Source organism: Leptospira brenneri (assembly GCF_002812125.1).
Taxonomy (GTDB): domain Bacteria; phylum Spirochaetota; class Leptospiria; order Leptospirales; family Leptospiraceae; genus Leptospira_A; species Leptospira_A brenneri.
Map to the genome: position 1 here is coordinate 241,536 of NZ_NPDQ01000001.1, position 23,833 is coordinate 265,368.

The 23,833-nt window shown below is 37.9% G+C and carries 19 protein-coding genes, 1 tRNA gene and 1 pseudogene; 12 read left to right on the plus strand and 9 right to left on the minus strand.

Annotation, left to right across the window (positions count from 1 at the left end):
• Positions 1-3: 3 nt before the first annotated feature.
• Positions 4-831 carry a prohibitin family protein gene (locus CH361_RS01190; protein ID WP_100788997.1) on the minus strand — a complete coding sequence of 276 codons (828 nt, stop codon included), beginning with the start codon at positions 829-831 and terminating at the stop codon, positions 4-6.
• A gap of 24 nt (positions 832-855) precedes the next feature.
• Here CH361_RS01190 and CH361_RS01195 point away from each other — a divergent pair, with 24 nt between their 5' ends.
• Together CH361_RS01195 and CH361_RS01200 are read left to right on the plus strand one after the other, a co-directional pair.
• On the plus strand, positions 856-1,350 hold the full coding sequence (locus CH361_RS01195; protein WP_100788998.1) for an ankyrin repeat domain-containing protein: 495 nt from the start codon (positions 856-858) through the stop codon (positions 1,348-1,350).
• A 68-nt stretch (positions 1,351-1,418) separates the two neighbouring features.
• On the plus strand, positions 1,419-2,156 hold the full coding sequence (locus CH361_RS01200; protein ID WP_100788999.1) for a nucleoside phosphorylase-I family protein: 738 nt from the start codon (positions 1,419-1,421) through the stop codon (positions 2,154-2,156).
• 161 nt (positions 2,157-2,317) lie between these two features.
• On the opposite strand, the gene CH361_RS01205 is transcribed toward CH361_RS01200, so the two are convergent.
• Positions 2,318-2,950, minus strand: a complete 633-nt coding sequence (locus CH361_RS01205; RefSeq protein ID WP_100789000.1) for an NAD(P)-dependent oxidoreductase — start codon at positions 2,948-2,950, stop codon at positions 2,318-2,320.
• 104 nt (positions 2,951-3,054) lie between these two features.
• On the opposite strand from CH361_RS01205, the gene CH361_RS01210 reads away from it, so the two are divergent.
• Positions 3,055-3,396: a winged helix-turn-helix transcriptional regulator gene (locus CH361_RS01210; RefSeq protein WP_100789001.1), complete on the plus strand. Its 342-nt coding sequence runs from the start codon at positions 3,055-3,057 to the stop codon at positions 3,394-3,396.
• Between the two features lie 133 nt (positions 3,397-3,529).
• Here the strand turns inward: CH361_RS01210 and CH361_RS01215 are convergent, their stop codons facing one another.
• The 3 genes and pseudogenes from CH361_RS01215 to CH361_RS01225 all read right to left on the minus strand — a co-directional run bounded on the left by CH361_RS01215 (position 3,530) and on the right by CH361_RS01225 (position 6,438).
• On the minus strand, positions 3,530-4,024 hold the full coding sequence (locus tag CH361_RS01215; protein ID WP_100789002.1) for a GNAT family N-acetyltransferase: 495 nt from the start codon (positions 4,022-4,024) through the stop codon (positions 3,530-3,532).
• Positions 4,025-4,168: 144 nt separating this feature from the next.
• Positions 4,169-5,608, minus strand: coding sequence for a M20/M25/M40 family metallo-hydrolase (locus tag CH361_RS01220; protein WP_100789410.1), 1,440 nt, complete (start codon positions 5,606-5,608; stop codon positions 4,169-4,171).
• A 140-nt stretch (positions 5,609-5,748) separates the two neighbouring features.
• Positions 5,749-6,438: pseudogene (locus CH361_RS01225) on the minus strand (nitroreductase).
• 115 nt (positions 6,439-6,553) lie between these two features.
• On the opposite strand from CH361_RS01225, the gene CH361_RS01230 reads away from it, so the two are divergent.
• From CH361_RS01230 to ilvD, 4 genes are all read left to right on the plus strand, one after another.
• The gene (locus CH361_RS01230) at positions 6,554-7,135 is read left to right on the plus strand and encodes a TetR/AcrR family transcriptional regulator (protein WP_100789003.1); all 582 of its coding nucleotides are present in this window, start codon (positions 6,554-6,556) and stop codon (positions 7,133-7,135) included.
• Positions 7,132-9,786 carry a TonB-dependent receptor plug domain-containing protein gene (locus CH361_RS01235; RefSeq protein ID WP_100789004.1) on the plus strand — a complete coding sequence of 885 codons (2,655 nt, stop codon included), beginning with the start codon at positions 7,132-7,134 and terminating at the stop codon, positions 9,784-9,786. Before CH361_RS01230 ends, CH361_RS01235 begins: the two co-directional genes overlap by 4 nt.
• Entirely contained in the window at positions 9,783-10,430 is a 648-nt protein-coding gene (locus tag CH361_RS01240; RefSeq protein ID WP_100789005.1) for a hypothetical protein, read from the plus strand. The genes CH361_RS01235 and CH361_RS01240 overlap by 4 nt, the downstream gene beginning before the upstream one ends.
• Positions 10,431-10,499: 69 nt before the next feature.
• A complete protein-coding gene (gene ilvD / locus CH361_RS01245) occupies positions 10,500-12,176 on the plus strand; it encodes a dihydroxy-acid dehydratase (protein WP_100789006.1) in 1,677 nt (558 codons plus the stop codon).
• Between the two features lie 25 nt (positions 12,177-12,201).
• On the opposite strand, the gene CH361_RS01250 is transcribed toward ilvD, so the two are convergent.
• The 3 genes from CH361_RS01250 to CH361_RS01260 form a co-directional block, all read right to left on the minus strand.
• Positions 12,202-13,221: a pirin family protein gene (locus CH361_RS01250; protein WP_100789007.1), complete on the minus strand. Its 1,020-nt coding sequence runs from the start codon at positions 13,219-13,221 to the stop codon at positions 12,202-12,204.
• Positions 13,222-13,276: 55 nt separating this feature from the next.
• A complete protein-coding gene (locus CH361_RS01255) occupies positions 13,277-14,416 on the minus strand; it encodes a hypothetical protein (protein WP_100789008.1) in 1,140 nt (379 codons plus the stop codon).
• An 82-nt stretch (positions 14,417-14,498) separates the two neighbouring features.
• The gene (locus tag CH361_RS01260; RefSeq protein ID WP_100789009.1) at positions 14,499-15,770 is read right to left on the minus strand and encodes a PAS domain-containing sensor histidine kinase; all 1,272 of its coding nucleotides are present in this window, start codon (positions 15,768-15,770) and stop codon (positions 14,499-14,501) included.
• 132 nt (positions 15,771-15,902) lie between these two features.
• On the opposite strand from CH361_RS01260, the gene CH361_RS01265 reads away from it, so the two are divergent.
• The 4 genes from CH361_RS01265 (at position 15,903) to CH361_RS01280 (ending at position 21,786) form a co-directional block, all read left to right on the plus strand.
• Positions 15,903-17,657, plus strand: coding sequence for a hypothetical protein (locus CH361_RS01265; RefSeq protein ID WP_208861360.1), 1,755 nt, complete (start codon positions 15,903-15,905; stop codon positions 17,655-17,657).
• A 29-nt stretch (positions 17,658-17,686) separates the two neighbouring features.
• Positions 17,687-19,681: a SpoIIE family protein phosphatase gene (locus CH361_RS01270; protein ID WP_244279461.1), complete on the plus strand. Its 1,995-nt coding sequence runs from the start codon at positions 17,687-17,689 to the stop codon at positions 19,679-19,681.
• Between the two features lie 97 nt (positions 19,682-19,778).
• Positions 19,779-20,855, plus strand: a complete 1,077-nt coding sequence (locus CH361_RS01275) for an alkene reductase (protein WP_100789011.1) — start codon at positions 19,779-19,781, stop codon at positions 20,853-20,855.
• A gap of 322 nt (positions 20,856-21,177) precedes the next feature.
• Complete coding sequence (locus CH361_RS01280; RefSeq protein ID WP_100789412.1) at positions 21,178-21,786, plus strand: beta-class carbonic anhydrase; 609 nt, start codon at positions 21,178-21,180, stop codon at positions 21,784-21,786.
• Positions 21,787-22,162: 376 nt separating this feature from the next.
• Here the strand turns inward: CH361_RS01280 and CH361_RS01285 are convergent.
• A tRNA-Gly gene (locus CH361_RS01285) sits at positions 22,163-22,233 on the minus strand.
• Between the two features lie 83 nt (positions 22,234-22,316).
• Here CH361_RS01285 and CH361_RS01290 point away from each other — a divergent pair.
• Positions 22,317-23,822: a carboxypeptidase M32 gene (locus CH361_RS01290; protein ID WP_100789012.1), complete on the plus strand. Its 1,506-nt coding sequence runs from the start codon at positions 22,317-22,319 to the stop codon at positions 23,820-23,822.
• The last annotated feature ends 11 nt before the right edge of the window (positions 23,823-23,833 follow it).

The window sequence follows — 23,833 nt, forward strand, 5'->3', positions numbered from 1 at the left end:
CCTTTATTTCCCCTCAGGATTCACTATGATTGGTAACCCGTCTTTTCCATTAGGAACAAAGATCATTTTGTTATTTGGATTTTCCATAGCTTTCAATTGGATGTATTTAGGAGTTAATGATTCGGAAATCATCTTTTGAGCTTTTGCTTGGGCTTCAGCTTCGATAAGCACAGCTTTGGCTCTACCATCCGCAGTGATCTGTTGAATTTCTGCATCTCGTTTCGCGATATTGATTTCGAACTTCATCTGTTCTTGTTCTTGTTGTTTGGTTAGTTTGCTTTCAATTGCTTTTAGAATGGAAGGACTATATTCAACATCATCAATGATCACATCATCGATTTCGACATGTTTGTCTTTTAACTTTTCTGCTAAGGACTTTTTAATCTGTGATGAAACGTTCGGTGTTTCTTTGGAAATAGAAACCATATTGTAAGCAGAGAGAATGTTTCGAATTGCGGTTCGGAATTGTGGTTTGACTACCTTATCATAATAATCTCTTCCAATTTCCATTTCTAGATCATAAATTTCGTTTTGGATCGGCCGGATGATGATTGCTGCGCTCACAGTGATTGTTAAATCATCGCGAGTGAGTACTTCCACTTTTTCTTGGTGGCTTGTCCATTGGATCGAGTAAACATAAACGCTGTTCCAGGGCATATAAGTTTGTACCCGTGACTCTAAGGGTTTTTGACTCAGTCCCGTACTATACGGTCGCCACATAAGCCCCACTTCCCCAGGGGTAATGATCGATAGGCAGGAAACAAAGAAAAGGCCCACCCCTAAAATGGGTAGGAACTGGAAACTTGTTGGAAAAATGGATCGACGTTTCATAGTTAAACCATTAGACTAAAACTGATGTTACAAGTTCTATCCAGCCGATTTTTAATCCAAATCCATTCCTTTGTCATTTTTTTGCTACTGGTTGGGTTTAGTTTCTCTTGTACGGAAGACGAAACAGTGATCAAAGCTCCTATGAGCCGGGAGCACCGACTCTTTCTCGCTGTGGAAAAAGGAAATTTAGAATTAGTAAAAGAACTTTTGAGCGAAGGTGTTTCCATCAATGCAAAAGATTCTTTAGGTAATTCCCCTCTCATCAAAGCGGCGGATGAAGAAGAATTAGTGATCGCTAAATTTTTGATCCAAAGAGGTGCCAATGTCAACCTTCGCAATCTCACCGGAGAAACAGCGATCTACCGAGCTGTGTACCGAGGAAATCTCGATTTGGTTAAACTTTTGGTAGGTGCCGGGGCAGAAACAAAAGTCAAAACTGTCGGTGGGATTAGTCTTGCGGAATTAGCCGAAGAAAGAGGAGAAGAAGGGATTTTGAAATATCTGAGTTCTTTGAAATAGGGTATTTTGAAATCACGATGATGATAGGTTTATCGTGTGTTATATGAAATATAACTGAAAACAACTTTATGAAAAAAATAGTTATATATTTTCTTCTACTTTTTACTGTTAATCATTGTTCCCCCGAAAAGAAAGTTGTTATCATAGTCTCAGGATATTATGAATGGATTGCTCTTAAGAATTACTTAAAAATCGATCCAGCGATTCTTCAATTCTCTCCTTACGGAGAATTTTTTTTCGCAGACAAGGTTTTAGATTCACATAATGAAAAAATTATCTTTGTTTATGGTGGCTCTGGATCCATTGATTCTGCTGCTTCCACTCAAATGGTTATCTCTAACCTAAATCCTAAAATAATCATTAACATTGGCTCCACGTCTGGTTTCTATAAAAGAGTTAAATTATTCGATCTCGTCGTTGCAAAAAATACCTTTCTTTATGATTTTTCGGAAGAAAAAGAACTCACTCAAATAAACTTTGATAAATATAGAACTGAAATCAACGTCGACTCGAATTTTAAAATTCCTGATGATATCATCCCCTCCAATATTATCTCAACTAATTCAAAGTTAGAGACTTCTAAAATCAGCAAACTTCCCTTATTATTCAATGCTTCTGATCCAGAATCAGGTTCCATTGCAAGAATTTGTCAGAACAATAATGTACAAGTAATGATTCTGAAAGGTATTTCGACTATCATATTAAGTGAAAATAATAATAGTTATGTGAAGATAAGTTCTGAAAAAAATAGCGAAATCATCATACCTAAAATAATCAATATTATTAAAACTTTTCATTGGAACTAAAGGCTGCTGTATTACAGCATCTTAAATTCGTTTCGATAATTTGAAAGAACATACAATAATTTCCCTCGTAAGTAAGTAATTTCCGAAACAATCTTTATCCTCGTTATTCCAATTAAAAGCTAAAATCTGTCTTACAAAATACTCAATTGCGTAAAGATTTGTTATGAACCGATGATCGGCATAGAATGAATATAGCTTTTTTGTTCCAAAGAATCTTTAAAAAACTCTGCAATCTGTTCTCTTGATAAAGAGAAAGATATTTTGGAATCTCCAAAAGACACTTTATATGGATTTGTCTGTTTGTCTATAGGAGCTATAATTCTAACAATAGTCCAGTCAAGTTTGCTTTCTTTGACCATTTCTCCGATAGCAGTAATCTCCTTGTAAGCTTTCGGAAACGCAAGCCTTGCAAAGAAAGGTGGGAACCAGGTCATCAGTGAATTTTTATCTTTTTCAAATCTAACAGATGGTGTTGCTAGTGTAATAAAACGTTTGATTTTATGTTTTATCATCGCTTGCAGAATATACTTATGGGCTTCCGTTAGTTCCATCCCCTCATAATTCCTCTTGAGTGGAGGTCCCATAACAGTTACGACTGCATCTATTTGATCAAAAATAGAATCGTGTAAATGCAACTCGTTTAGTTTGCCTTCGACAACTCTCAGTCGGACATTTTCTATGTTCAACTTTTCTGGACTGCGGGTATAAACAATGAGTTCATGCCCATTTTTGAATAACTTTTCCGCAAGTAGCTTTCCAATTGCGCCGGTCGCACCAAATAATAATATCTTCATACCTACTCCAAATATACTAAGTAACTATTTGTTCCTTGCTATCAAATATATACTTAATTAAATTAGCTGTCAATAAGGCACTTTTTTGTGCCTCGGAGTTTTTTATGAAAAATCATGAAAATTGTTCTCAGTTCTGGGATATCTTATCTCTCATTGGAGATAAATGGGTAGTGGCAACGATAGGAATCCTTTCTGACGGGCCGCAGCGTTACAATGAAATTAAACGACAAATTGGTGATGTTTCCCAACGAATGTTAACAAGAACTCTCCGTAGACTTGAAAATAGAGGATTAATTACGAGAAGAATTTTAAACACAATACCAATTGGGGTTGAATATAAGTTAACGCCTATCGGAAGAACGCTTGTTAAACCTTTGGACTCATTATTTGAATGGGCGATAAAAAATGCGGATAAAATAGAATCGATAACTAAAGAAGAAGAGTAGTAAGAAAAAATATTTTACGATTTTCTCTTCACTAGTTGTGGTCTATAAAGTTTAGATAAACACTTTGCAAGAGTTAACTTAAATTTTTTAAAATAACTTAGTTTAATCCTGGCACTTTTGAATCTAATTTATTTTAAAGATTTAATTCCATTTGGATATCAACTCGTTTATATGACGTTTGGCGGCCTTTAATTTCCTGAAATCCTAATTTATAATACAAATTGATTGCAGGTGTCAGAGCAGTATTACTTTCTAAGTAGATTTTAGAAGCCCCTAATTCTTTGGCAGAATTGATGATTGCTTTTCCTAATAACCAACCTAACTTTTTTCCTTGCGCCTTTGGTGAGACAGCCATTTTAGCAAGTTCATAATCATAATTAGGATCGTTCATTTTTACTAGAGCGCAGACTCCGAGAGGTTTTCCCTGATACAAGGCTACAAATATTTTTCCACCTTTGTCTAGAATCAATTCTTTCGGATGATCTAATACTTTGTAATCATTTTCTTCCATTTCAAAATAGGAAGAAATCCACTCTTCATTGAGGGACTTAAAAGCCTGTTTGTATTTTGATTCATATTCAACGATCTGAACATCTTGAATTTCTTCTTTGTTTATATTTGCTACCATTATCCAAAACCTAATTCCATTTTGTCAGCGGTAAGAATAGAAACATCTATATTATTAGTATAGAATTGTTTTTCGAATGAATCATTATCAAACAATTCTATACGATTGAACCAATTTTTTGGAACCGTTCAAATCTCCTCGTTCCTACTGATTCATCTCGACTAAAGTTTCAAAAAGAATTTTAGTTCCCAGCTCCAAATTATCGGCTGTAATATTTTCGTTTTTGCCATGCATCGTATCGATATCTTCTGATTTTAAAACTGCAGGAATGAGGCCATAGGATTTAATCCCAAGTTTTCGTAAGTATGAATTGTCCGTTTTTCCAGGAGAAAGGAATGGGGTCACCGTACTATTTGGAAATTTATTTACAGATACGGCAGCTAGTGTGCTGAAAAGTTTAGTATTGATGGGAGATATATCAGTAGGATTGATATCGGTAAAAGTCACTTCTGCCTTATATTTCTCAGCAATGGTTTTTACTTTTTTTGCAAACTCTTCAATGTCTACTCCGGGCAAAGTTCGAATGTCCAACCTTCCTGATGCTTCTCCAGCGATTACGTTTTCTCCACCTTCCCCTTCTGTAGTTCTAAATCCTGTAATCGATTTAGTGTTGGTTGTCATTGCAGTTAGGTGACGGTTACTGCGAATGGTTCCATGTAATAAAGGTTTGATTAACGGGTTCCTTGCATTTTTTAGAAAAAACGAATTAGGAAAGGGGCTAATCGTTCCTAGTTGATAAAAGAAAGCATCGGTTTCTTCTGTTATGCGAATATCGGATTCTAATTCCCGAACTTCATTAAAGAATTGAATTAAAGATAGAGCAGGGTATTGGTTTGGAGGAGTTGATCCATGTCCGCTAGTTCCTGTAATTTTTGCCCGTAACCAAATGTTTCCTTTTTCGGCATATTGAACGTTAAAGATTGTCGCCCCAGGAATTACAATATCTCTCGTGGCGACTCCACCTTCATTGAGGGCATACTCATAACCTGCAAGTAAGTGTTTTTGAACAGTCGTCATATACCTGCCACCTAACACCGAACCTGATTCTTCATCGGCCAAGGCCAAATACATAATGTTTCTAGTTCTTGGTAGTCCAGAACGTTTGATTTCTAGGAAGGCAAGTAATTCCATAACAGCCATTCCTTTCATATCAATGGCACCACGACCCCAAACGCGACCGTCACTGACAGCTCCTGAAAGAGGATTCACTTTCCATTCTTTGGAATCAAATTCTACTGTATCTAAATGGTTAGCAAGAATGATCCCTGGTTCTGGGTTGGGAACTGTGGCAGGGAGTTCGGCAATTAAATTAGGTCTAGTGGGATGTTTGGGATCGAAGACAAGTCGTGAAGGAATTCCTTCTTTGGAAAGGACTCCTTGAATGTATTTGGCTACCTGGATTTCATTTCCACGAACCGAAGGAATTTTTAATAAATCAGAAAGTAGTTTTACCGCCTCTGCTTTACGGTTTTCCCAATTCACTTTGGGATAATTCTTTTTTAGTTCAGCATACTTTACTTTCTGACCAAAGGAACAATGAAACGCAAACACCGCAATCACCAAAGTTGAAATCCATAACCTCATATTAATCATTCTTCCTCCACTATTAAGAAAATAGAGAATCATGAATTTCAAAACTTAAAAGTAAAAACTGATTTAATTTTTTCGGATAAAATCCATTCGTAAGTTTTTAAACGACAAACATCTTAAATCAAAATATTGTTTTAGTAGAAACGAATCAATTCTTCGGCAGATTCTCTTGGTGTGTGAAAACGATTTAGATCCGATTCAGGTTTTGGGTAACCAATGCTAAGTCCTAAGATTACCTTTTCTTCGTTTGGCAATTGGAGGGCATTTTTACTACATCAGGAAAGGCACCAAGAGCTGCCTGCGGACAAGTTCCCAACCCTTCTTCTCTTGCTAAAAGAAGAATTGATTGGAGAAAACAACCCAAGTCAATTCCTACAAAATAATTCAGTTCAAACTTGGATGTAATAAAAACGGCAGTTGGTGCTCCAAAGAATTCAAAGTTACGAAGCATAAACTGATCTCTTGCTTCTTTATCTTTCCTTTCAATTCCGGCCACTCCGTAAATTTTCATCCCCAAATCAAACATTCGTTTTTTAGCATCACTGGGATAGGACTCAGGCCAATTGTTCTGGTCTAGGTGGGGACTGACGAGCAGCTTGGACTAGATCCTTTGCTAATTCCTCTCGTTTGGTTCCATTGACAATGTGTACCTTCCAAGGTTGGGAATTTTTCCAACTAGGGGAACGTAAGGCTTTTCCAAAGACTCTTTGTAAAATTTCTTCTGGAATGGGTTTGGGAAGGAAGTCTCGAATGCTATGTCTAGTTTCTAGGGCTTCAGAAACTGTGGTCGCGGTTTCATGGATGGATATCATTTCAGAGTTCATGGGATGCTCCTAAACAACATACATACCAGTCGGTATGTATTTGCAAGAACTTTTCATACATACCGGTTGGTATAATGTTTGCTAAGTTTCTTTCCTTTTGGAATCTGTAGGGGATATGAAAAAAGAACCTACCCGCTTACGCCTTTTGCAAGTCAGCCGGAATCTTTTCTTAAAACAAGGATACTCGGGGACAGGGCTCAATCAAATTGTAGAAGAAGCAAAAACGGTCAAGGCAAGCCTCTACCAACATTTTTCTTCTAAGGAAATGTTAGGAAAAGAGGTCCTGAGAATTTATTCTGATGAAAATTTATCCTTACTTAAGTCCCTAATGAAACGAAATCCAAAACCCTTGGATTTCGTGAAGGCTTGGGTTCGGATTCTATCTCGTGAAGCAAGGATGTCCCAACTTTTTGGTTGTGGAATGGCAAATTTTCGCGCTCAGATTGCTCCCCAGGAATTGGAAATCCAGAAAGAAATTGAAGTAATTGCAAATCGAACCATCGATTGTTTGGCTGAGTATCTGGAAGAGTCGGTCCAAAATGGTCATTTAATTTCTAAAGTGGATTGTCGTCTTCTCGCCAAACATTTATTTTTTGTTTATGAAGGGGTCTTACAAGGATATCGTTTGCTTGATGATAAAAGGTCACTCGATGAATTATATCGAATTGCAGAGAGTTTGATTCCATCTTCTAAATGAAAATCCCTCGATACCTCATATTCTTTCTTTATTTTTCAATTCTGTATCCTATCTTTGCAGAGGGAAACATAGAGGTCGTATTTCAAATTGTAAAATCCAACTCAGGAAAACCTGTCAGCAATGCTGTCGTCATTTCCAAAAAGGGAAAAACAAGTGGAATCTCGAATAGTGAGGGAATCGCCAAACTTCAATTTCCCGAACCAGGATACTATGAAATTAAAATTTCGACAGCTGATAGAACAGAATCAATATTTCGGGAAGTTCGGTTCAAAGGACAAGTCATCCTTGTCAGTATTTCAGAATCCAACCTTGCTGGAATTTTAGTCAGCGGGGAAAGAGACAAAACTCCACTTTCGCGGTATGGATTAGTCCAGGATGAAATCAAACGCCTTCCTGGGGTTTCAGGAGATTCCTTAAAAGCTCTCCAAACCATTCCGGGTGTTGTGATTGGTGCCCCTGTGGGAATTTTACCATCAGTCTTTACAAATATTGGAACCAATTTACTCACAGGAAATCCTTATTCCAATAGTGAAAGGGGTGACCTTTCCTTACGAGGTGGTGGGACAAGACAAAACCAATATTACTTCGATGGATTTCCCCTTCCTTATCCTTTCCATTTGGGAAACCAGTCTTCCGTTCTAAATAACAACTTAATTAAATCCTTCGATGTGTTTACTGGGGCATTTCCGGCTAAATATGGTTATGCGACTGGTGGAATTATCGCCATTGAAGGGACCGACCGTGTGGATGAAAATAAAACGGTCATCAACACCAATTTGTTTTTATCTGATATCTATAACCAATCCAAAATCCTCCCTGGTCTTGCGATGATTAGTTCGGGTAGAAAAAACTATCCCAATGTGGTTCTATTACAAGCCTATCCACAAGGGATTCCTGAGGATGCAAAGTACGCAGAATACAGTGACTTCCAATGGAAAATGATTTGGGATATCAATGCCGAACATAGGCTTTCCATCCAAACCTTTGGAACAAGGGATAGACAGGCTTATACCAAAGCCCAAGCGGATATGGAAAGAGGAGGAGATGACCCGCGCCCTCCTACCGGCCTTGATCGAATGTTTCGCACGGATGCCATTCGTTATGTTTGGAAAGGGAAAACCTTTCGAAATACAATCTCTTATTCCCGGACATCGTTTAATGAATTTTTTGAACTAAAATTTACGAATCCACTGACTGCAGAAAATATCTTTGGATTACAAAATCGAACCACAGATACCATTACCTATGTTCAGAATGCATTTGAATGGGAACTATGGGAAGAACACCTCAAATTGGAAGCTGGGGTGCAAGGTCGCTTTCGAGAGACAACTTTAAAGGGAGAAAATATCTCCTCCTACAACCGGTTATTCTATAATGTGTTTAATGACCTTTTGAATTCGAATGCGGCCTTTCGTTCTGTGATTGATGGAGACCGGATTCGTTACCGCGAAAAATCTGCTTATGCGGAACTTCCTTTTAAATATGCTGGTTTTCGCCTAACGCCTGGTGCACGAGTAGACAACTATTCTGGTAGCAATGAAACAAATTTAGCTCCGAGGATTACGGGAGGTTACCTTTTTGAATCCACAAAAACAGGGATTATGGCAGGGCATGGAATCCATTATAACGCCCCAGTTTCTGTGGAAGCATTGTCTGCAAAATCAGGAAATCCGAATCTTTTTATGGAACGTGCCGAACACAATTCCATCGGTGTGAGTCAAGAGTTTGCAAACAACTGGCAAATCAAAATTGAAGGGTTTCGTAATATCTTTCAAAACATCATTGTCCCCGATGCTTATATTGTAGATCCATATGCTCTCAATAATGATACACGGATTTTTGTGAATGAAACGGCAAAAGTTTTTGCAAACCCTGTGACTCCCAAAAATTTAAATTACTCCAATGCCGGGTATGGGCATTCCGAAGGGGTTGAAATCTTTATCAAAAAAACAAAAGATCCGAGAGAACAATCCGGACTATTTGGTTGGATCTCTTATACCAATTCCATCACCAAAAGAATCAATAACCAATCCAGATTGAATAGTGATGAAACGAGAAACCGCACTTTACTCAATAATTCCAGAACTCTTCTCGCACAAATGAAGATGGGAACAAACTACGTTAATTATTATGATGATAATAATTTAGAAGTGATCTACAATAATGATAAAGAGCAGTTGTATGATTTAGACAGAACCCATATATTGAATATTGTTTTTGGTTATAAGTTCAATCCCGAGTGGATGGTAGGAGGACGGTTTCGGTATTTTTCAGGAACTCCTTACACTCCCATTACAAGCGCTACACGAGCAAACCAAGCAGCAACTTTTGGTTTGAACTTGTATTTTCCGAACTACTCGGGAAATTACAACAGTGATCGATTTTTGCCCTTTCATCAATTCGACTTACGAATCGATCGAATCGAGAATTATTCTTGGGGTTACGTAAATACCTATATAGAATTTGTGAATTTTTACGGTCGTCGTAACCAAGCTGGTTTTGAGTTTGATAACACAAAAAATTACCAAAGAAATGAAAACCCTGCACCAACTTATGATACAGTAAACTCTCCCTATATTGTTTCGCAGACGCCTAACGGAAAAATGGCGATCATTCCTCTCGTCAATATTGGTATCGAGGTAAGATTTTGAAAAGAATCATCATTCATTTATCTTTGATACTTTTTTTGATCTCTTGTTTTGAAAGTGGGGAAGAGAAACAAAAAGAAAAGGAAAACAAAGAAACCATCTTTCTCACCACTTTGTATTTGATAAGAGAGTCTGGAAATTGTATCAAAACCGATACCACACTCACGAACAACAATCGCTTTTGTAGTAGGCGTCCACTGGGAATTTGTTCGGTAAATCAACTCATCCTCACACAAAGTGAATTGAATGTAATTTTGAATGAGATGAGAACCATCCAAAATAGAACTACCGATTGCCAAGAATCCATTCTGCAATCAGGGATTTTAAGTTTAAAAGCAACCACTGCACTTGAGACTGAGAATCTAAAATCAAAGTACACGTTCCAAGTTGCGGAGACTTGTGAGTTAGAAGGTTTTCAAACATCTGCAAGTGCCAGATTTGCTACTTTTTCGGAGATCCAGTGGTTGGAATCGGCTCGGGGGAAAATTGCCAAAGGTGCAAAAACGATCGCAGCAAATGGATTTTTACCACAGGCCAATCGAGATCGTGCTAACAGCTGTTTGCAATTGGAGTTTAAGGATTGGGAAAAAGACCTAGCACAAGGAAATAACGAAAATAAAATCCTGGTCGAAATCGTTCATCCGTAAATTCAAAATCCGCTTTCCTTAACCTTGGCACCTTACATTCTGTCTTTAATCCAAAGGAAATTGAATTTTATGACTTTGAATCGATACAGTCGCACTCTTACCCAAGATGAATCCCTTCCTGCTTCCCAAGCAATGATCATTGGATCTGGAGTTCCTTATGAAGATCTAAACAAACCCTTCGTAGGAATTGGAAGTACGGGATTTGATGGAAATCCATGTAATATGCATTTAACCACTCTTTCTGCCCTACAAAAGAAAAGTGTGTTGGATACAAAAGATATGGTCGGCCTTTTGTTCAATACCATTGGAGTGAGTGATGGAATTACCAACGGAAATGATGGAATGCGTTTTTCCTTACCATCTAGAGAAATCATTGCCGACTCAATTGAAACAATCGCTGGTGCTCATTATTATGATGGTCTTCTTTTTACAGCAGGTTGTGATAAAAATATGCCAGGAGCCATCATGGCTATGGCAAGACTCAACAGGCCATCTATCATGGTTTATGGTGGAACGATCAACGGCGGTCATCATAAAGGTGAAAAATTAAATATTGTTTCTGCCTTTGAAGCTTACGGAAAAAAAATTAACGGCAAAATTACAGAAGAAGATTTTAAAGAAGTGATTAAAAACTCCTGTCCTGGCCCTGGAGCTTGTGGTGGAATGTATACCGCAAATACAATGGCAACTGCCATTGAAGTGATGGGAATGAGTTTGCCTTATAGTTCTTCTTCTCCTGCTCGCAGTGAAGAAAAAAAGAAAGAATGTATGAATATTGGAAAGTATATGTACAATCTTTTAGAAAAGGATATCAAACCTTCTGATATCATCACTCCTAAATCCATTCTAAATGCTCTTCGTGTGGTAACCATTCTTGGTGGTTCGACCAATGCGGCTCTCCATATGATTGCCATTGCTCGTACGATGGGAATTCCTCTGGACTTAGAACAAATTCAAAAAGTAACCGATACAACCCCACTCCTAGCAGATATGAAACCAAGTGGAAAGTATCTTATGGAAGACCTTCACGCCATTGGGGGAACCCCAGCGATCATGAAATTTATGTTACGCGAAGGACTCATTGACGGATCTTGTTTGACTGTCACTGGAAAAACCATTGCAGAAAACTTAGAGGGTCTCCCTGACCTTCCGAGCGACCAAGACTTACTTAGACCGGTGAGTGACCCCATTAAAAAAGAAGGCCATATTCAAGTGCTTTATGGCAATATCGCCAAAAAAGGCGCAGTGGCAAAAATCACAGGCCACGAAGGGGAAATGTTTGAAGGGAAAGCCATTTGTTTTAATTCCGAAGTAGAAGCCAACACAGGAATTCGTGATGGGAAAGTCAAACCAGGCCATGTCGTTGTGATCCGTTATGTGGGGCCAAAAGGTGGCCCTGGAATGCCGGAAATGTTAAAACCCACTTCTGCCATCATTGGAGCGGGTCTTGGGGACAACGTGGCTCTGATTACAGATGGAAGGTTTTCCGGGGGAAGCCATGGATTTGTGGTGGGTCATATCACACCAGAAGCGATGGAAGGTGGAGAACTGGCACTGGTTCAAGATGGGGACAAAATCCTCATCGATGCTCGCACCAACAAACTCGAACTCCAAATATCCCCAGAGGAACTAGAAAAACGGAGAGCCGCTTGGAAAAAACCACCATACCGCATCACCACTGGATATCTTTGGAAATACATCCAGATGGTAAAAGATGCAAGTACTGGTTGCCTAACAGATCGTTAGGCGTTCCAGAGAAATTCCTACTTGTTTAAGTAGGAATTTCTTCTTTGCCGTCGGCATGTCTGGCAAATCTTCCTTTACCAACATGGACTGGATCATAAGAATCCCAAGGCCAACCACCAAACTGTGTTTTGCGATAGTCGTCAAAGGCCTGTTGGATCTCTTCTTGTTTGTTCATCACAAAAGGCCCGTACTGAACCACAGGTTCCGCAATGGGTTTTCCTTCCAAAATCAAAATACGACCGGGCTCTGATCCATTTTTCAGTGTAACAGAAATTTCAGATTCTAGATTGTACATATGTTTGCCTGGAACCACAACCTCATCTATGACTAGTCCCTCTCCACGGAAATAATAAAGATTTCTGTTGTTTCCTTTCGCACTTCCAGGGATCACAAAACTAACCTCTGGTTCTAAATCTAAAATATAAATTCCTACTTCGTTTTTAGGATCACCGGCCCAAGAATCTGGGGGAGGATCTAGTGGTTTTTCGCCAAACAACGATCCTGCGACCGTTTTGATTTTTACCTTTTTACCATTGGCATCACTTACGAGTTTTACTGGAATGTCTTCGTTCCAAAACATTTTGAAATGAGGATCGACAAACTTATTTTTTGCAGGTAAGTTGAGCCAAATCTGAAAAAGCTCCAAAGTGTTATCACCCGATTCGTTCACCAAAGGAAACATTTCGGAATGTTGGATTCCGGCACCTGCAGTCATCCATTGTACATCGCCATCTCCATACCTACCGGCAGCACCTTGTGAATCGGCATGGTCAATGAGACCTCTTTGGACTACAGTAACAGTTTCAAATCCGCGATGGGGGTGGCCAGGAAATCCAGGAATGGTTTCCCCGTGGTACATCCTCCATCCATCTTTCCCAGCAAAGTCTTGGCCGATTTGTCTTCCTTGTAAGGAAGCCACTTCCGGGCCAAACTTTCCATTCCCTTTTGGATAAAAGTCCTCGTGGTGAACACAAAACAAAAATGGATCCGATGTAGGCCATTGGAAATCGAGTTTTTGGGCGTATAATATTGATTTGTGTTTCATCTAAAAATCCTGTCTTTGCGATCTCTCTCGCTATTCATAAGACAGGAAAAAAGAATCAAAAGTTTTTCACAATAGAAACATTCACTCCAAAAGCTCCATATTGTTTTGAACTCAGCGAGGAATTGAGGTCTGGAACCGAACTGAGTTCGACAGGTGTTTTGCCAGTTCCTACATTGTATCCGGTCACTTCAGAAACACTGAAGGAGGAAAGTTGGTAGAACCCACCATATTTCACTCCGAGAGTTTCAAAAATTTTCCAAACAAGACCCATTTCGAGAGATACTGTAGCTCCTCCCAGTCCTCGTGCTAAACCTTCTTTTGATTGAAAAACGGTTAAGTCCGATTTTGTGACTGGGGCACTAAAAGTAATTTGGTTATTTGAATTTAATGAACCTGTTGATGAAGTTTCAATTCCGTAAGAGGCAAGTTTGATTTGCCCCGAAAAAACTGTAACATTCCCAATCATATAAAAATTCAACCAGTCAGTCATGGAAGTTGCAAATCCATAATCCATTCCGTAGTTTTTTGTTTTAAATTCCACAGTTCCCGTAGATAACGCATAACCTTCTGTTAGAGTTTGATCTCCTGTTCTTAAAAAAGGAAATTTTAATTGAAAGGATTGGAACGGTCCTTTAGAAGATAACTCTGAATAGGTGAAACTCAATTCACTAGAACTGGAACTTGTTAAATAATTTAAGGGACCAAGACCAATTTTAAATCCAACCTCATCAATTCCCGAACGAATACGGTCATTTAAATAAAGGCCGTTTGTACTAAAGCTAGTTCTTGTATCATTGTATTGTTCTCCCTTAGCGTACACAAATCCTATATAAAAGTCTTCTGTAAACTGGTGAGAGTATTTGATTCGGGGAGAGATGGTTGATCTTGGTCTGGATTCAGAACTTTCTGTAATGATCCCAGGTGGGTTTAGGTTATTTGAAGATCCAGAGTTTACCAAACTAGATGCCACTCGGGATGAGTTTAAGATACTCGAAACAGATTGTGGGCCACCTTCTGAAGGAGTCTGTGCAAATTCACCAGCAAACTCTAATACTTTTAACCCAGAACCAAAAATGGATGATGAATTTTTTGATGTATCGGTGTCATTTCCAGAATTGGTTTTGGCATTCTGAGAAAGAAGAGGAAAGGTGATTACGGTAAGAATGATAAAAAGAAAATTGAAAAACAACTTCATGCAGACCAATCATTTTTTTATAAAACATAGGATCTATAAAAAATTGATTGAGATCAGATTTGTCATTAAAACGAAATTGAATTTAAGAAATCATTGTGACTTGTCCTAATTTAAAAAAGAAAGTAGAACCCTTTTTCGGTTCACTTTCTACCCAAATTGAACCATTATGTTGTTCCAAAAATTCTTTACATAGAATGAGTCCAAGACCCGTTCCAGATTCACCGATAGTACCAAGAGTTGAAGTTTTTTTCTCCAATCGAAACAGATTTTCGATCTGTTCTTTTTGCATTCCCACACCCATATCTTTTACAAAAAAAGTGATTTCCGTCGGATAAATTGGAACGGGAAACTTTTGTTTCGCCTCTACGATAGAATCGGGATTTGTTTTGGATGGATTTAAGACGCCAATGATTACTTCTTGATTCGCCTTACTATACTTAATTGCATTGGAAACTAAATTGCGAACTACAGTTTCAATCATAAAAGGATCGGCAATGATTTCTAAGTTTTCTGGAATTTGGTTGGAAACAGTCACCATTTTTTTATTTGCAGAAAGACTTAAAAGACCAATCACCCGTTGTACTAAATCATAAAAAGGAATCGGAACTGGTTGGAATTGGATGGATCCTGTTTGGGAACGAGCCCAGTCCAAAAGATTTTCTAGTAAGGAGTATACTAAGTCAGAGGATTCTTCCAACATTTTGAGATAAGATTTTCTTTCTGATTCTGTGAAAGAAGAATCTTTCTGACTAAGGATCTTGATAAATTCTTTTTGAGTTCCCAGTGGCCCTCGTAAGTCATGTGCAATAATAGAAAAAAATTTATCCTTGGTAGAATTTAGTTCCGCCAAACGAATAGCGGATTGTTTTAAATGATTTTCTGCAAGTTTTCTTTCCGTGATATTGCGAACGATGGCGCAGTTGTATTGTTTGCCGTCATATTCAACTAAATTGACAGTTACTTCGATCGGAAAGGAAGTCCCATCTTTTCTACGATTTAAAGTTTCAATAGAAAAGGATTTACGATCTAAAATTTCTTGCCAATGAGCATTCCACTTATCGACGGTAAACAAAGGATCAACTTGAAACATTTTCATCGAAAGTAGTTCTTCTTTTGTATAACCATAATTTTTACAAGCAGCATCATTGACAAAAACGTAATTTCCATATTCGTCTGTCCAAAAGATGGCTTCTGAAATTGTATCAATCGAAAATTGAGTGAACTGTAGAGCGTGGATTAAATTGGAATGGTCTGAAGTTCTCGTCTCACTAGTTTGTTTTAAGATTTGGTTTTCTTCTTCCAAACGTTTGAGGTCGGCTAGTAGAACTTCGTATGTCTTGGGTAATAGAGACATGGCTTAATGATAGGATATAATCGATAAAACAAATTGCCAAGAACTAAGTGAGTGTTTACGTTTATTTCATTCAGAATGAATCCGACTTGACCAAAAGTAAATTCCTAGATAGACCTGACTCCCTGAAACGATATGTCATGTCTATTTTGCCAAAAAGGATCTTCTAGTTTTTCGAGGTCAGAGCCTGCGATAGATGAAACAAGAACACCTTCTTTTCCCATAGATGATATTGTAGGAAATTCCCTTAACCCATTCAGAGAAATTTATGAATGTAAGGATTGCCATAGCTTTTGGTGGATCAAAACACGTGGAACAGGAGATCCTAGATCCACCTATCCAGAGTTCTACGAACAAACGGCAGAACGATTTGATGATCAGCGTTCAGAATTGATTCAAAATCCCACAGTGGCAGGGATGATCACTCATAAAGACTCTTCTTTTCCTTATTCTTTTTTTGCAGAGATTCTTGAAATTCTATCAGTAAAGGAAAAAGAAAGTGTAAAGGAATTATATCTAAGAAAAGAACCCAATGTTTCTAATGCAGTGAAACGTTGGTTACGTGACTGGTTTTCTAATCATTATCCATCAGAATTCCAAGAGATTCAAAAAAAAGGAATCCCCGTTTTTTCTAGTGAACTTTTTAGTTTCGACGAAAAAGAAACTGCCCTTGTCTCAGAATTTATATCGATAGACCAATTTGTTTTGATCAGTAATGGAGAAGGGGATGCGTGGAAATTACAAACTTATGATTTAAAAACCAAACAAATTCTTTGGAAAAAAAAGATAAAAAGACCCTTCTTGGAAGGTTTACAAATTCCCATTCTCTTTTATCAAACTGGTTATCTTTGTTTGTATCAGGGTTTTCAAAAAGGATCCGAATATTATTCCAAACTCAATCGGCCAGAGACCTTATGCATCTATGATTTGAAAGGAAATCAGATTTTATCAATTTCTCTTAAATTCCAGTGTTACGAAATTTTATCTACGGAAGAAAGAGATGTTTCTGAAAATCGTATTGTACATAATTTTTGTTTTTCGATTCTATCGGACAAATTGTACATTCCTTACCAATCTAAAATTCAAGTATATGATTTAAAAACAGGTTCTCTATTTAAAACCATTTCCCTTCCTGGATGGGAAATTTTTTCTGGGAAAGCATTTGAAACCGAATCGGAACAACTTGTATTTTTTACTTTAAAAGGAATTGTGGGAATGAATTTAATTGATGAAGTAATTTTTCATTATTCATCACATTATCATCCTGTGTTAATTGATTCCCAGTTTAATTTGTACTATTATTATTCCATTGTTGAATCAGCAAACACTAGTGAAAAAATAGAATTCAAACAAACACATTCTTCTGGAATCAGTTTGCATCGGCAGCTCTCCTCCAAACCTGTAGAATTTCCGGGTGGGATTTATTTACCCTTTTCTTTAGATGAATCTTTTCTTTTAGATTCTAGTTTGCAGATCATTAAAGAGTTTCCCTTTACCTCAACGAACACAATCGGTCCTCACTCTTTTGGGATTGAAAAAAATCCAATCTTAGTTACAGAAGATAGAATCTTTATCACTAACGATTATTCTGGAATGTACATGATCGACTTTTCAGGAAATTTTATCTTTGAAAAACAAATTGATTCAGAAGTCATTTCCCTTTTTACTTTTGATGGAAAACATTCCGTCGTCATTCTGTCCAAACACGATGACTATAGCGAGGATGGCCAAGTGGAATTAATTTTATTTTCTCCAAACGGAAATAGGATTACAGAAATAACTTTGCCGAGTTTTGCTGGATTGTCTGTGAGTTTTAATGGGATTGCCCTTTTTTCAAAGGGTAACCAAATCTTTTCGGTAGATTTATTTGCAACGGACCTTTTGGGATGAAAGGATTTTTTAAATTATATTTTTCTCTGATGATTTTCCTATTTTTAGGAAGCGGGAGAATCTTTGGGGAAGTTTCTGTCATCGAACTAGGAAATATAGAATCAACTCCTGTTTATCTTCCTAGTTCTATCTTGGTTTTGGAAGATCCAAGCAATCATTTAGATTTTGAAACGGTAAGCTCACCTGATTATGAATCAAAATTTTTAAAAGTTCCTTCATCAACCGAAGCATTTAATTTTTCCTATTCAAAATCTACATATTGGCTTCGTGTCCAATTACAAAATTCGAATCCTAAATCCAAAGACATTGTCATTGTTATCGCTTACCCAAGGTTACAAACAATGGATTTGTACTTTCAGAATCAAAATGGGTTAGAAAAATTTAACTCAGGTTATCTTGTTCCTTTGTCAGAACGCCCGTACAAAAGTCGGTTTTTTGTTTTTCCCATTACATTTCCTGAAAATTCCATCGGCCAAATCTATTTAAAGGTAAGTTCACCTAATGCAATCAATCTCCCCATTCAATTGTGGGAAAGAGTAGCTTATGATCGACACGAAATTGATGATCATGTCATCCAGGCAATCTATTTCGGGATTGCATTTGCAATGGTCATCTTCAATTTATTTGTATTTTTTATCTTAAAAGATACCAACTATCTACTGTATGTTTTGTTGGTATTTTCAACGGCTTTATCCATTGCATCGTATAACGGAATCGCATCGGAATATTTATGGAAAAATTCACCATGGTTGGATCAGTATTCGATCAATCTTTTGATTTCTCTAGTGTTGATTTTATTTTTGATTTTTATGCGAAATTTATTAAATACAGATACTTTAGTTCCAAAGTTGGACTTTATATGTAAACTTTTGATTTTTGTTCAAATTGTTTTGCCGATTTTGTATATTTTATCTTTTCATACCTTTATCAAAATGATTGTCATTAGTCATTCATTCACTGCATTTTGGATTTTATTCACTGCGATTATGTGTTCTGTCCAAAAAGAAAGAATCGCATATTTTTTCCTACTGGCATTTGCATTTTTATTTTTTGCTTTGATTGTTTCCACACTTCGAGCTCTGGGCTTCATTCCCACCAATTCGTTTACAATTGACGGCCCACAATTTGGGTCTGCCGCCGAAATGTTGTTACTTGCCTTTGCCCTTGCCGATCGCTACAATACAATTATCAGAGAAAAAGAAACAGCAGAAGCACTTGCAAAGTTTAATTTAGAACAGTCCAATTTAGATTTAGAAGAAAAGGTCAAAGAAAGAACTCACACCTTGAATAAAACTTTAACTGCAATGAAACGAGATCTTTTTGTTGCTAAAAAAATCCAAGAAAATTCTCTCATCACAGATCCAAACCTGATCAAACGATTAAATCTTGTGTATCGTTATCTTCCTGTGTCGGAAGTTGGCGGAGATTTTTTTGATGTTTCCCAGCTGAGTGACTCTAAATTTAGAATTTTAATCGCTGATGCAACTGGTCACGGAGTGCATGCGGCTATGATTACGATGGCCATCAAAGGTTTGTATGATAATATCAAAAACTTTGAACTGAGTCCCTCCAAAGTGATGGAAATTTTTAATGAAGAGTTTATGGATAACTTTGTTTCTCTCAATAGCCTTTTGACTGCGCTGATTGTTGATATCGACTTCAATTCAAAAACGATTCAATTTGCATCGGCCGGTCATCCGGCTGCGGTTCTTATAAAAAAGAACCAAATCCAACTTTTAGAAAAAACCGGCCGAATGATGGGATTGAAAAAACAAATCCATTATGGACAATCGGAACTCGATTGGGAATCGGGAGACCGGCTCTTTTTGTTTACCGATGGTGTTTTCGAAGTCTCTAATTCCCAAGAAGAAGAGTTTGGGGAAGAAAAAGCTTACGATCTTTTCCAATCGACAAGGAATTTGAGTTTAGAGGAAGCAGAGGATCACCTCCTAAAAACACTACAAACTTTCCTAAATGGTCAGGATCGTGAGGACGACCTAACCATTCTCGGAATCGATTTTTAAATTTTTTTCGAAATTAGTTTAATATTAAATAAATATATATCAAATGACTTGATGTTATAGTCTATTTTCCAATAATAAATTAATATTGGAGAACCTTGTGAAATCATTATTTTCAGAAGCGAAGTTAGGAAATCTTTCCCTAAAAAACAAAGTGGTCATGGCACCCATGACCCGTTCCCGTTCCATCGACAATATCCCAGGAGATATCGTCGCAACTTACTACGAACAAAGAGCCGAAGCGGGACTTATCGTTACCGAAGGAACTTCTCCATCTCCGAATGGACTTGGTTATGCGAGAATTCCTGGAATTTACTCCGAAGAACAAACCAAAGCTTGGAAAAAAGTAACCGATAAAGTACATGCCAAAGGAAGCAAAATTTTTGTGCAACTTATGCATACAGGTCGTATTGGGCATGAACTCAATTTACCGAAAGGAGCTAAGGTGCTTGGCCCATCCGCCATTCTTGCTAAAGGACAAATGTGGACCGATGCAGAAGGAATGAAAGACCATCCCACACCACAGGAAATGTCTAAAGCAGAATTAAAATCAACTTTAGAAGAATTTGTGACGGCTTCTAAAAATGCCATCCAAGCAGGTTTTGATGGAGTGGAATTACACGCGGCCAATGGATATTTGTTAGAACAATTTTTACATCCAAGTTCTAATCAAAGAACAGATGAATACGGTGGATCGATTGAAAATCGGATTCGATATATCGTAGAAGTAGCGACAGCTGTCAGCCAAGCGATTGGAAAAGAAAAAACTGCGATTCGTTTGTCTCCTTATGGTGCTTTTAATGACCTTTTCCCATTCCCAGAAACTCACGACGAATATACATTGTTAGCCGAAAAGCTAAACCAAATAGGAATTGTTTATATTCACTTAGTAGATCATTCCTCAATGGGTGCACCAACTGTGGAACCAGAAACTGTTGGGAACATTCGAAAGGCATTCAAAGGAACATTGATTTTAAGTGGTGGTTATGATGTGGAACGTGCGGAAAAAGACCTCTCGTCAGGACTCGCTGACCTTGTTGCTTATGGAAAACCTTTCCTTGCCAATCCAGATCTCGTCACAAGATTCCAAAAAAATATTACCTTAGCTTCTTTTGACCAAACCACTCTTTATACACCTGGTGAAAAAGGGTATACTGATTACTCACTAGCAAACTAACAATGATTAACATTCACTAATCTTAAGTGAATGTTTTTTTAGCGCCTCAAATGGACCCAAAACAAAAACCCTAGAGTTGCCTTGACCGGGCTATTCCAGGGTGCGCGTTCGCTCCCGTCACCTTCCATCTAACGATGGTAGGCGACCAAGCCTTCCGTATCCCTGGCGCAGAACATAACATCTAACAAAAATAGATTCAGTCTTTCCCTCCTCTCCAATCTTTTGGTCATTTGCTAAATCCAATGTACAGATTTAGAAAGGAAATCCATCCCCAGGAAATTGAATTCTTGCCTAATTCGTTATATTGAAATTTTTATCCACTATGTCAAACACACTCATACAACAAGAAACAAGCAAAGTTCATAGTGAAGTCATTGGTGCGAACGAAAAATACGCATCGGAATTTGGGAAGAAAGGGGAACTCGCCCTCCCTCCCGCGAGAAGTTTTACCATCCTCACCTGTATGGATGCAAGACTTGATCCTGCAAAATATGCAGGACTTGCGGAAGGAGATGCCCATGTGATTCGCAATGCCGGTGGACGTGCAAGCGATGATGCAATTCGGTCTCTTGTGATTTCTTACAAACTATTAGGGACAAAAGAATTTTTTGTCATCCATCACTCCGATTGTGGGATGCAATTGTTCACTGATCCGATCATTCGTAACCTTCTCTCTAAAAGTTTGAAAACGGCAACCATTGATTCTAATGGATGGCGTAACTTAGAAGAATCTGGCGGTTCAGACGAAGCGAAGTTTATTCCGTTTTTAACCTTTGAAAATCTAGAACAAAGTGTGATCGACGATGTTAAACGCATCCGAAACCATCCTCTAATCCCTAAAGACATTCCTGTCTATGGATACTATTATGATGTCAAAACAGGAAAACTAGTAGAAGTGAAAGAAGCCACAAAGATTGGAAGGGCTTCCTGAGCCAGAAAACAATAAGTTTATAAAATATGAACTTATTGGGAATAATTTCAGGAGTATTTAGAATTGGATATCTGAAATGAGGGGATTGTAGTAGAAGGGAGTCATTGGGTGGCGGGTCTAGTTCCCCTCCCTCAATCGGGCGGGGATACTTATATCCAATCTGTACCAGCTTTGCGGGCGAAGGGACTTGGTCTCGGACATATCTTGTTCTCACTGCGCTCCTGGGCACGGCACCGCTCGTCCTCGTGGCTTTCTTACTGTAACAGTCGTTCCCTATATGGGTCACTCCTGTTCCAAGTCGCGTCACAGTTCGATCCCTTCGAAATGATACTTAGATTAAAATTAGATATTTGGAAAAGTTAAAGGATCTGTCTTTTGCGGGCGAAGGGGCTCGAACCCTCGCCAGAAGCTTGGAAGGCTGCTGTGCTACCGTTACACCACACCCGCGACAGTAAATACATAGTTTTGTTTGTGGGTGAGGGGTCAATGATTTTTGGTTCCAGAAAGTGTGGTAGGAAGAAAATGAGACTATGGCTCTGCCCCAAGCACTCGAAAATTACCGAAAACAATATCGTAAAATCAAACTGTTTCAAGACATCTCATCAGTTCTCCATTGGGATTCAGAAGTGATGATGCCAGAAGAAGGCCGTGAATACCGATCGGCACAGATTGCTGCTGTGGCAGAACTCACCCATGATTGGATGACCGATAAATCTTTTCTAAACCAAATCCAATTAGCAAAAGACTCAATCAGCCAAATTCCTGAATCAGAGCGGTCACTATGGAACCGCGAGTTAGAAGTCCTAATGGAAGAGAAGGAGAAGGCGGATAAATTGCCTTCGGATTTTGTCTCTGAATTTGCGAGGGTAACCAATCTTTCTCATGCTGAATGGGCCGCCGCAAAGAAGGAAAAAAACTTTCAAACATTTGCCAAACGATTGGAAGAACTTGTAGAACTATCAAAAAAACAAGCAGATTACTTTGGTTATACGACAGAACCTTATGATGCACTCCTCGATAGTTATGAAAAAGGTGCCAAAGCAAACCAAATTCAAATTTTGTTTTCTGATTTGAAAGAGTCACTAGTTCCTATCGTGACTACAGCTCCAAAATTTAAAAATCCATTTCCATGCCCAGTTTCGATAGACAAACAAACTAAATTTTGTAATCGTTTGCCTTCTCTTCTGGGACTCACTACCAAAGAATCTCGATTAGATACAAGCAACCATCCATTTTCTACCAGTTTAGGCAAAGGTGATAAACGAATTACTACAAGGTATTCTGAAACAGATCCATTATCATCTATTTTTGGTGTGTTACATGAAACGGGTCATTCTCTTTATGAATCTGGACTTTCTGCAATGCCAGATTGGCCGACTCCGATTACAGAATTTTTAAGTTTAGGAATTCATGAATCACAAAGTCGATTGTGGGAAAACCAAGTAGGTCGTTCTTTACCATTTTGGGAATTTGTTTACCCTATCCTTCTTTCCGATTTTGGATTCACAGACAAAGAACTTCCATTTAAAGAGTTGTATCAATACATCAACAGTACAGAAAAAACAAAAGTTAGAGTCGAAGCCGACCAAGTGACTTATAATCTTCATATCATTCTTCGTTTTGAAATTGAAAGAGATCTAATCAACGGAAAAATCCAAGTAAAAGATTTGCCTGAAGTTTGGAACACAAAGATGAAAGAAAGTTTTGGACTCAAAATCGAAAATGATGCAGAAGGTGTTTTACAAGACATTCATTGGTCCATGGGGGCGTTTGGTTATTTTCCAACCTATACACTCGGAAATATTTTCAGTTCGCAGTTTTTCAAAAAATTTACAGAAGAATTCCCTGATTCGCATAACAAATTTTCAACGAAAGGTGATTTTTCTGATCTATTAAATTGGCTCAGAAAAAATATTCATTCTAAAGGAAAAATATATGATGTAGATACTTTAATGCAACAAGTTACAGGTGAATCTGCGAATTCAAAATATTTAATATCTTATTTGAATGGGAAAATCGAAGAAGTAACAAAATAAATCAATTTCGA

What these genes read in the sequence shown, in the direction of transcription:
- CH361_RS01190 (WP_100788997.1), bottom strand. Translation starts at nt 831, where the DNA reads ATGAAACGTCGATCCATTTTTCCAACAAGTTTCCAGTTCCTACCCATT.
- CH361_RS01195 (WP_100788998.1), top strand. Translation starts at nt 856, where the DNA reads ATGTTACAAGTTCTATCCAGCCGATTTTTAATCCAAATCCATTCCTTT.
- CH361_RS01200 (WP_100788999.1), top strand. Translation starts at nt 1,419, where the DNA reads ATGAAAAAAATAGTTATATATTTTCTTCTACTTTTTACTGTTAATCAT.
- CH361_RS01205 (WP_100789000.1), bottom strand. Translation starts at nt 2,950, where the DNA reads ATGAAGATATTATTATTTGGTGCGACCGGCGCAATTGGAAAGCTACTT.
- CH361_RS01210 (WP_100789001.1), top strand. Translation starts at nt 3,055, where the DNA reads ATGAAAAATCATGAAAATTGTTCTCAGTTCTGGGATATCTTATCTCTC.
- CH361_RS01215 (WP_100789002.1), bottom strand. Translation starts at nt 4,024, where the DNA reads ATGGTAGCAAATATAAACAAAGAAGAAATTCAAGATGTTCAGATCGTT.
- CH361_RS01220 (WP_100789410.1), bottom strand. Translation starts at nt 5,608, where the DNA reads ATGAGGTTATGGATTTCAACTTTGGTGATTGCGGTGTTTGCGTTTCAT.
- CH361_RS01230 (WP_100789003.1), top strand. Translation starts at nt 6,554, where the DNA reads ATGAAAAAAGAACCTACCCGCTTACGCCTTTTGCAAGTCAGCCGGAAT.
- CH361_RS01235 (WP_100789004.1), top strand. Translation starts at nt 7,132, where the DNA reads ATGAAAATCCCTCGATACCTCATATTCTTTCTTTATTTTTCAATTCTG.
- ilvD (WP_100789006.1), top strand. Translation starts at nt 10,500, where the DNA reads ATGACTTTGAATCGATACAGTCGCACTCTTACCCAAGATGAATCCCTT.
- CH361_RS01250 (WP_100789007.1), bottom strand. Translation starts at nt 13,221, where the DNA reads ATGAAACACAAATCAATATTATACGCCCAAAAACTCGATTTCCAATGG.
- CH361_RS01255 (WP_100789008.1), bottom strand. Translation starts at nt 14,416, where the DNA reads ATGAAGTTGTTTTTCAATTTTCTTTTTATCATTCTTACCGTAATCACC.
- CH361_RS01260 (WP_100789009.1), bottom strand. Translation starts at nt 15,770, where the DNA reads ATGTCTCTATTACCCAAGACATACGAAGTTCTACTAGCCGACCTCAAA.
- CH361_RS01265 (WP_208861360.1), top strand. Translation starts at nt 15,903, where the DNA reads ATGTCATGTCTATTTTGCCAAAAAGGATCTTCTAGTTTTTCGAGGTCA.
- CH361_RS01270 (WP_244279461.1), top strand. Translation starts at nt 17,687, where the DNA reads ATGATTTTCCTATTTTTAGGAAGCGGGAGAATCTTTGGGGAAGTTTCT.
- CH361_RS01280 (WP_100789412.1), top strand. Translation starts at nt 21,178, where the DNA reads ATGTCAAACACACTCATACAACAAGAAACAAGCAAAGTTCATAGTGAA.
- CH361_RS01290 (WP_100789012.1), top strand. Translation starts at nt 22,317, where the DNA reads ATGGCTCTGCCCCAAGCACTCGAAAATTACCGAAAACAATATCGTAAA.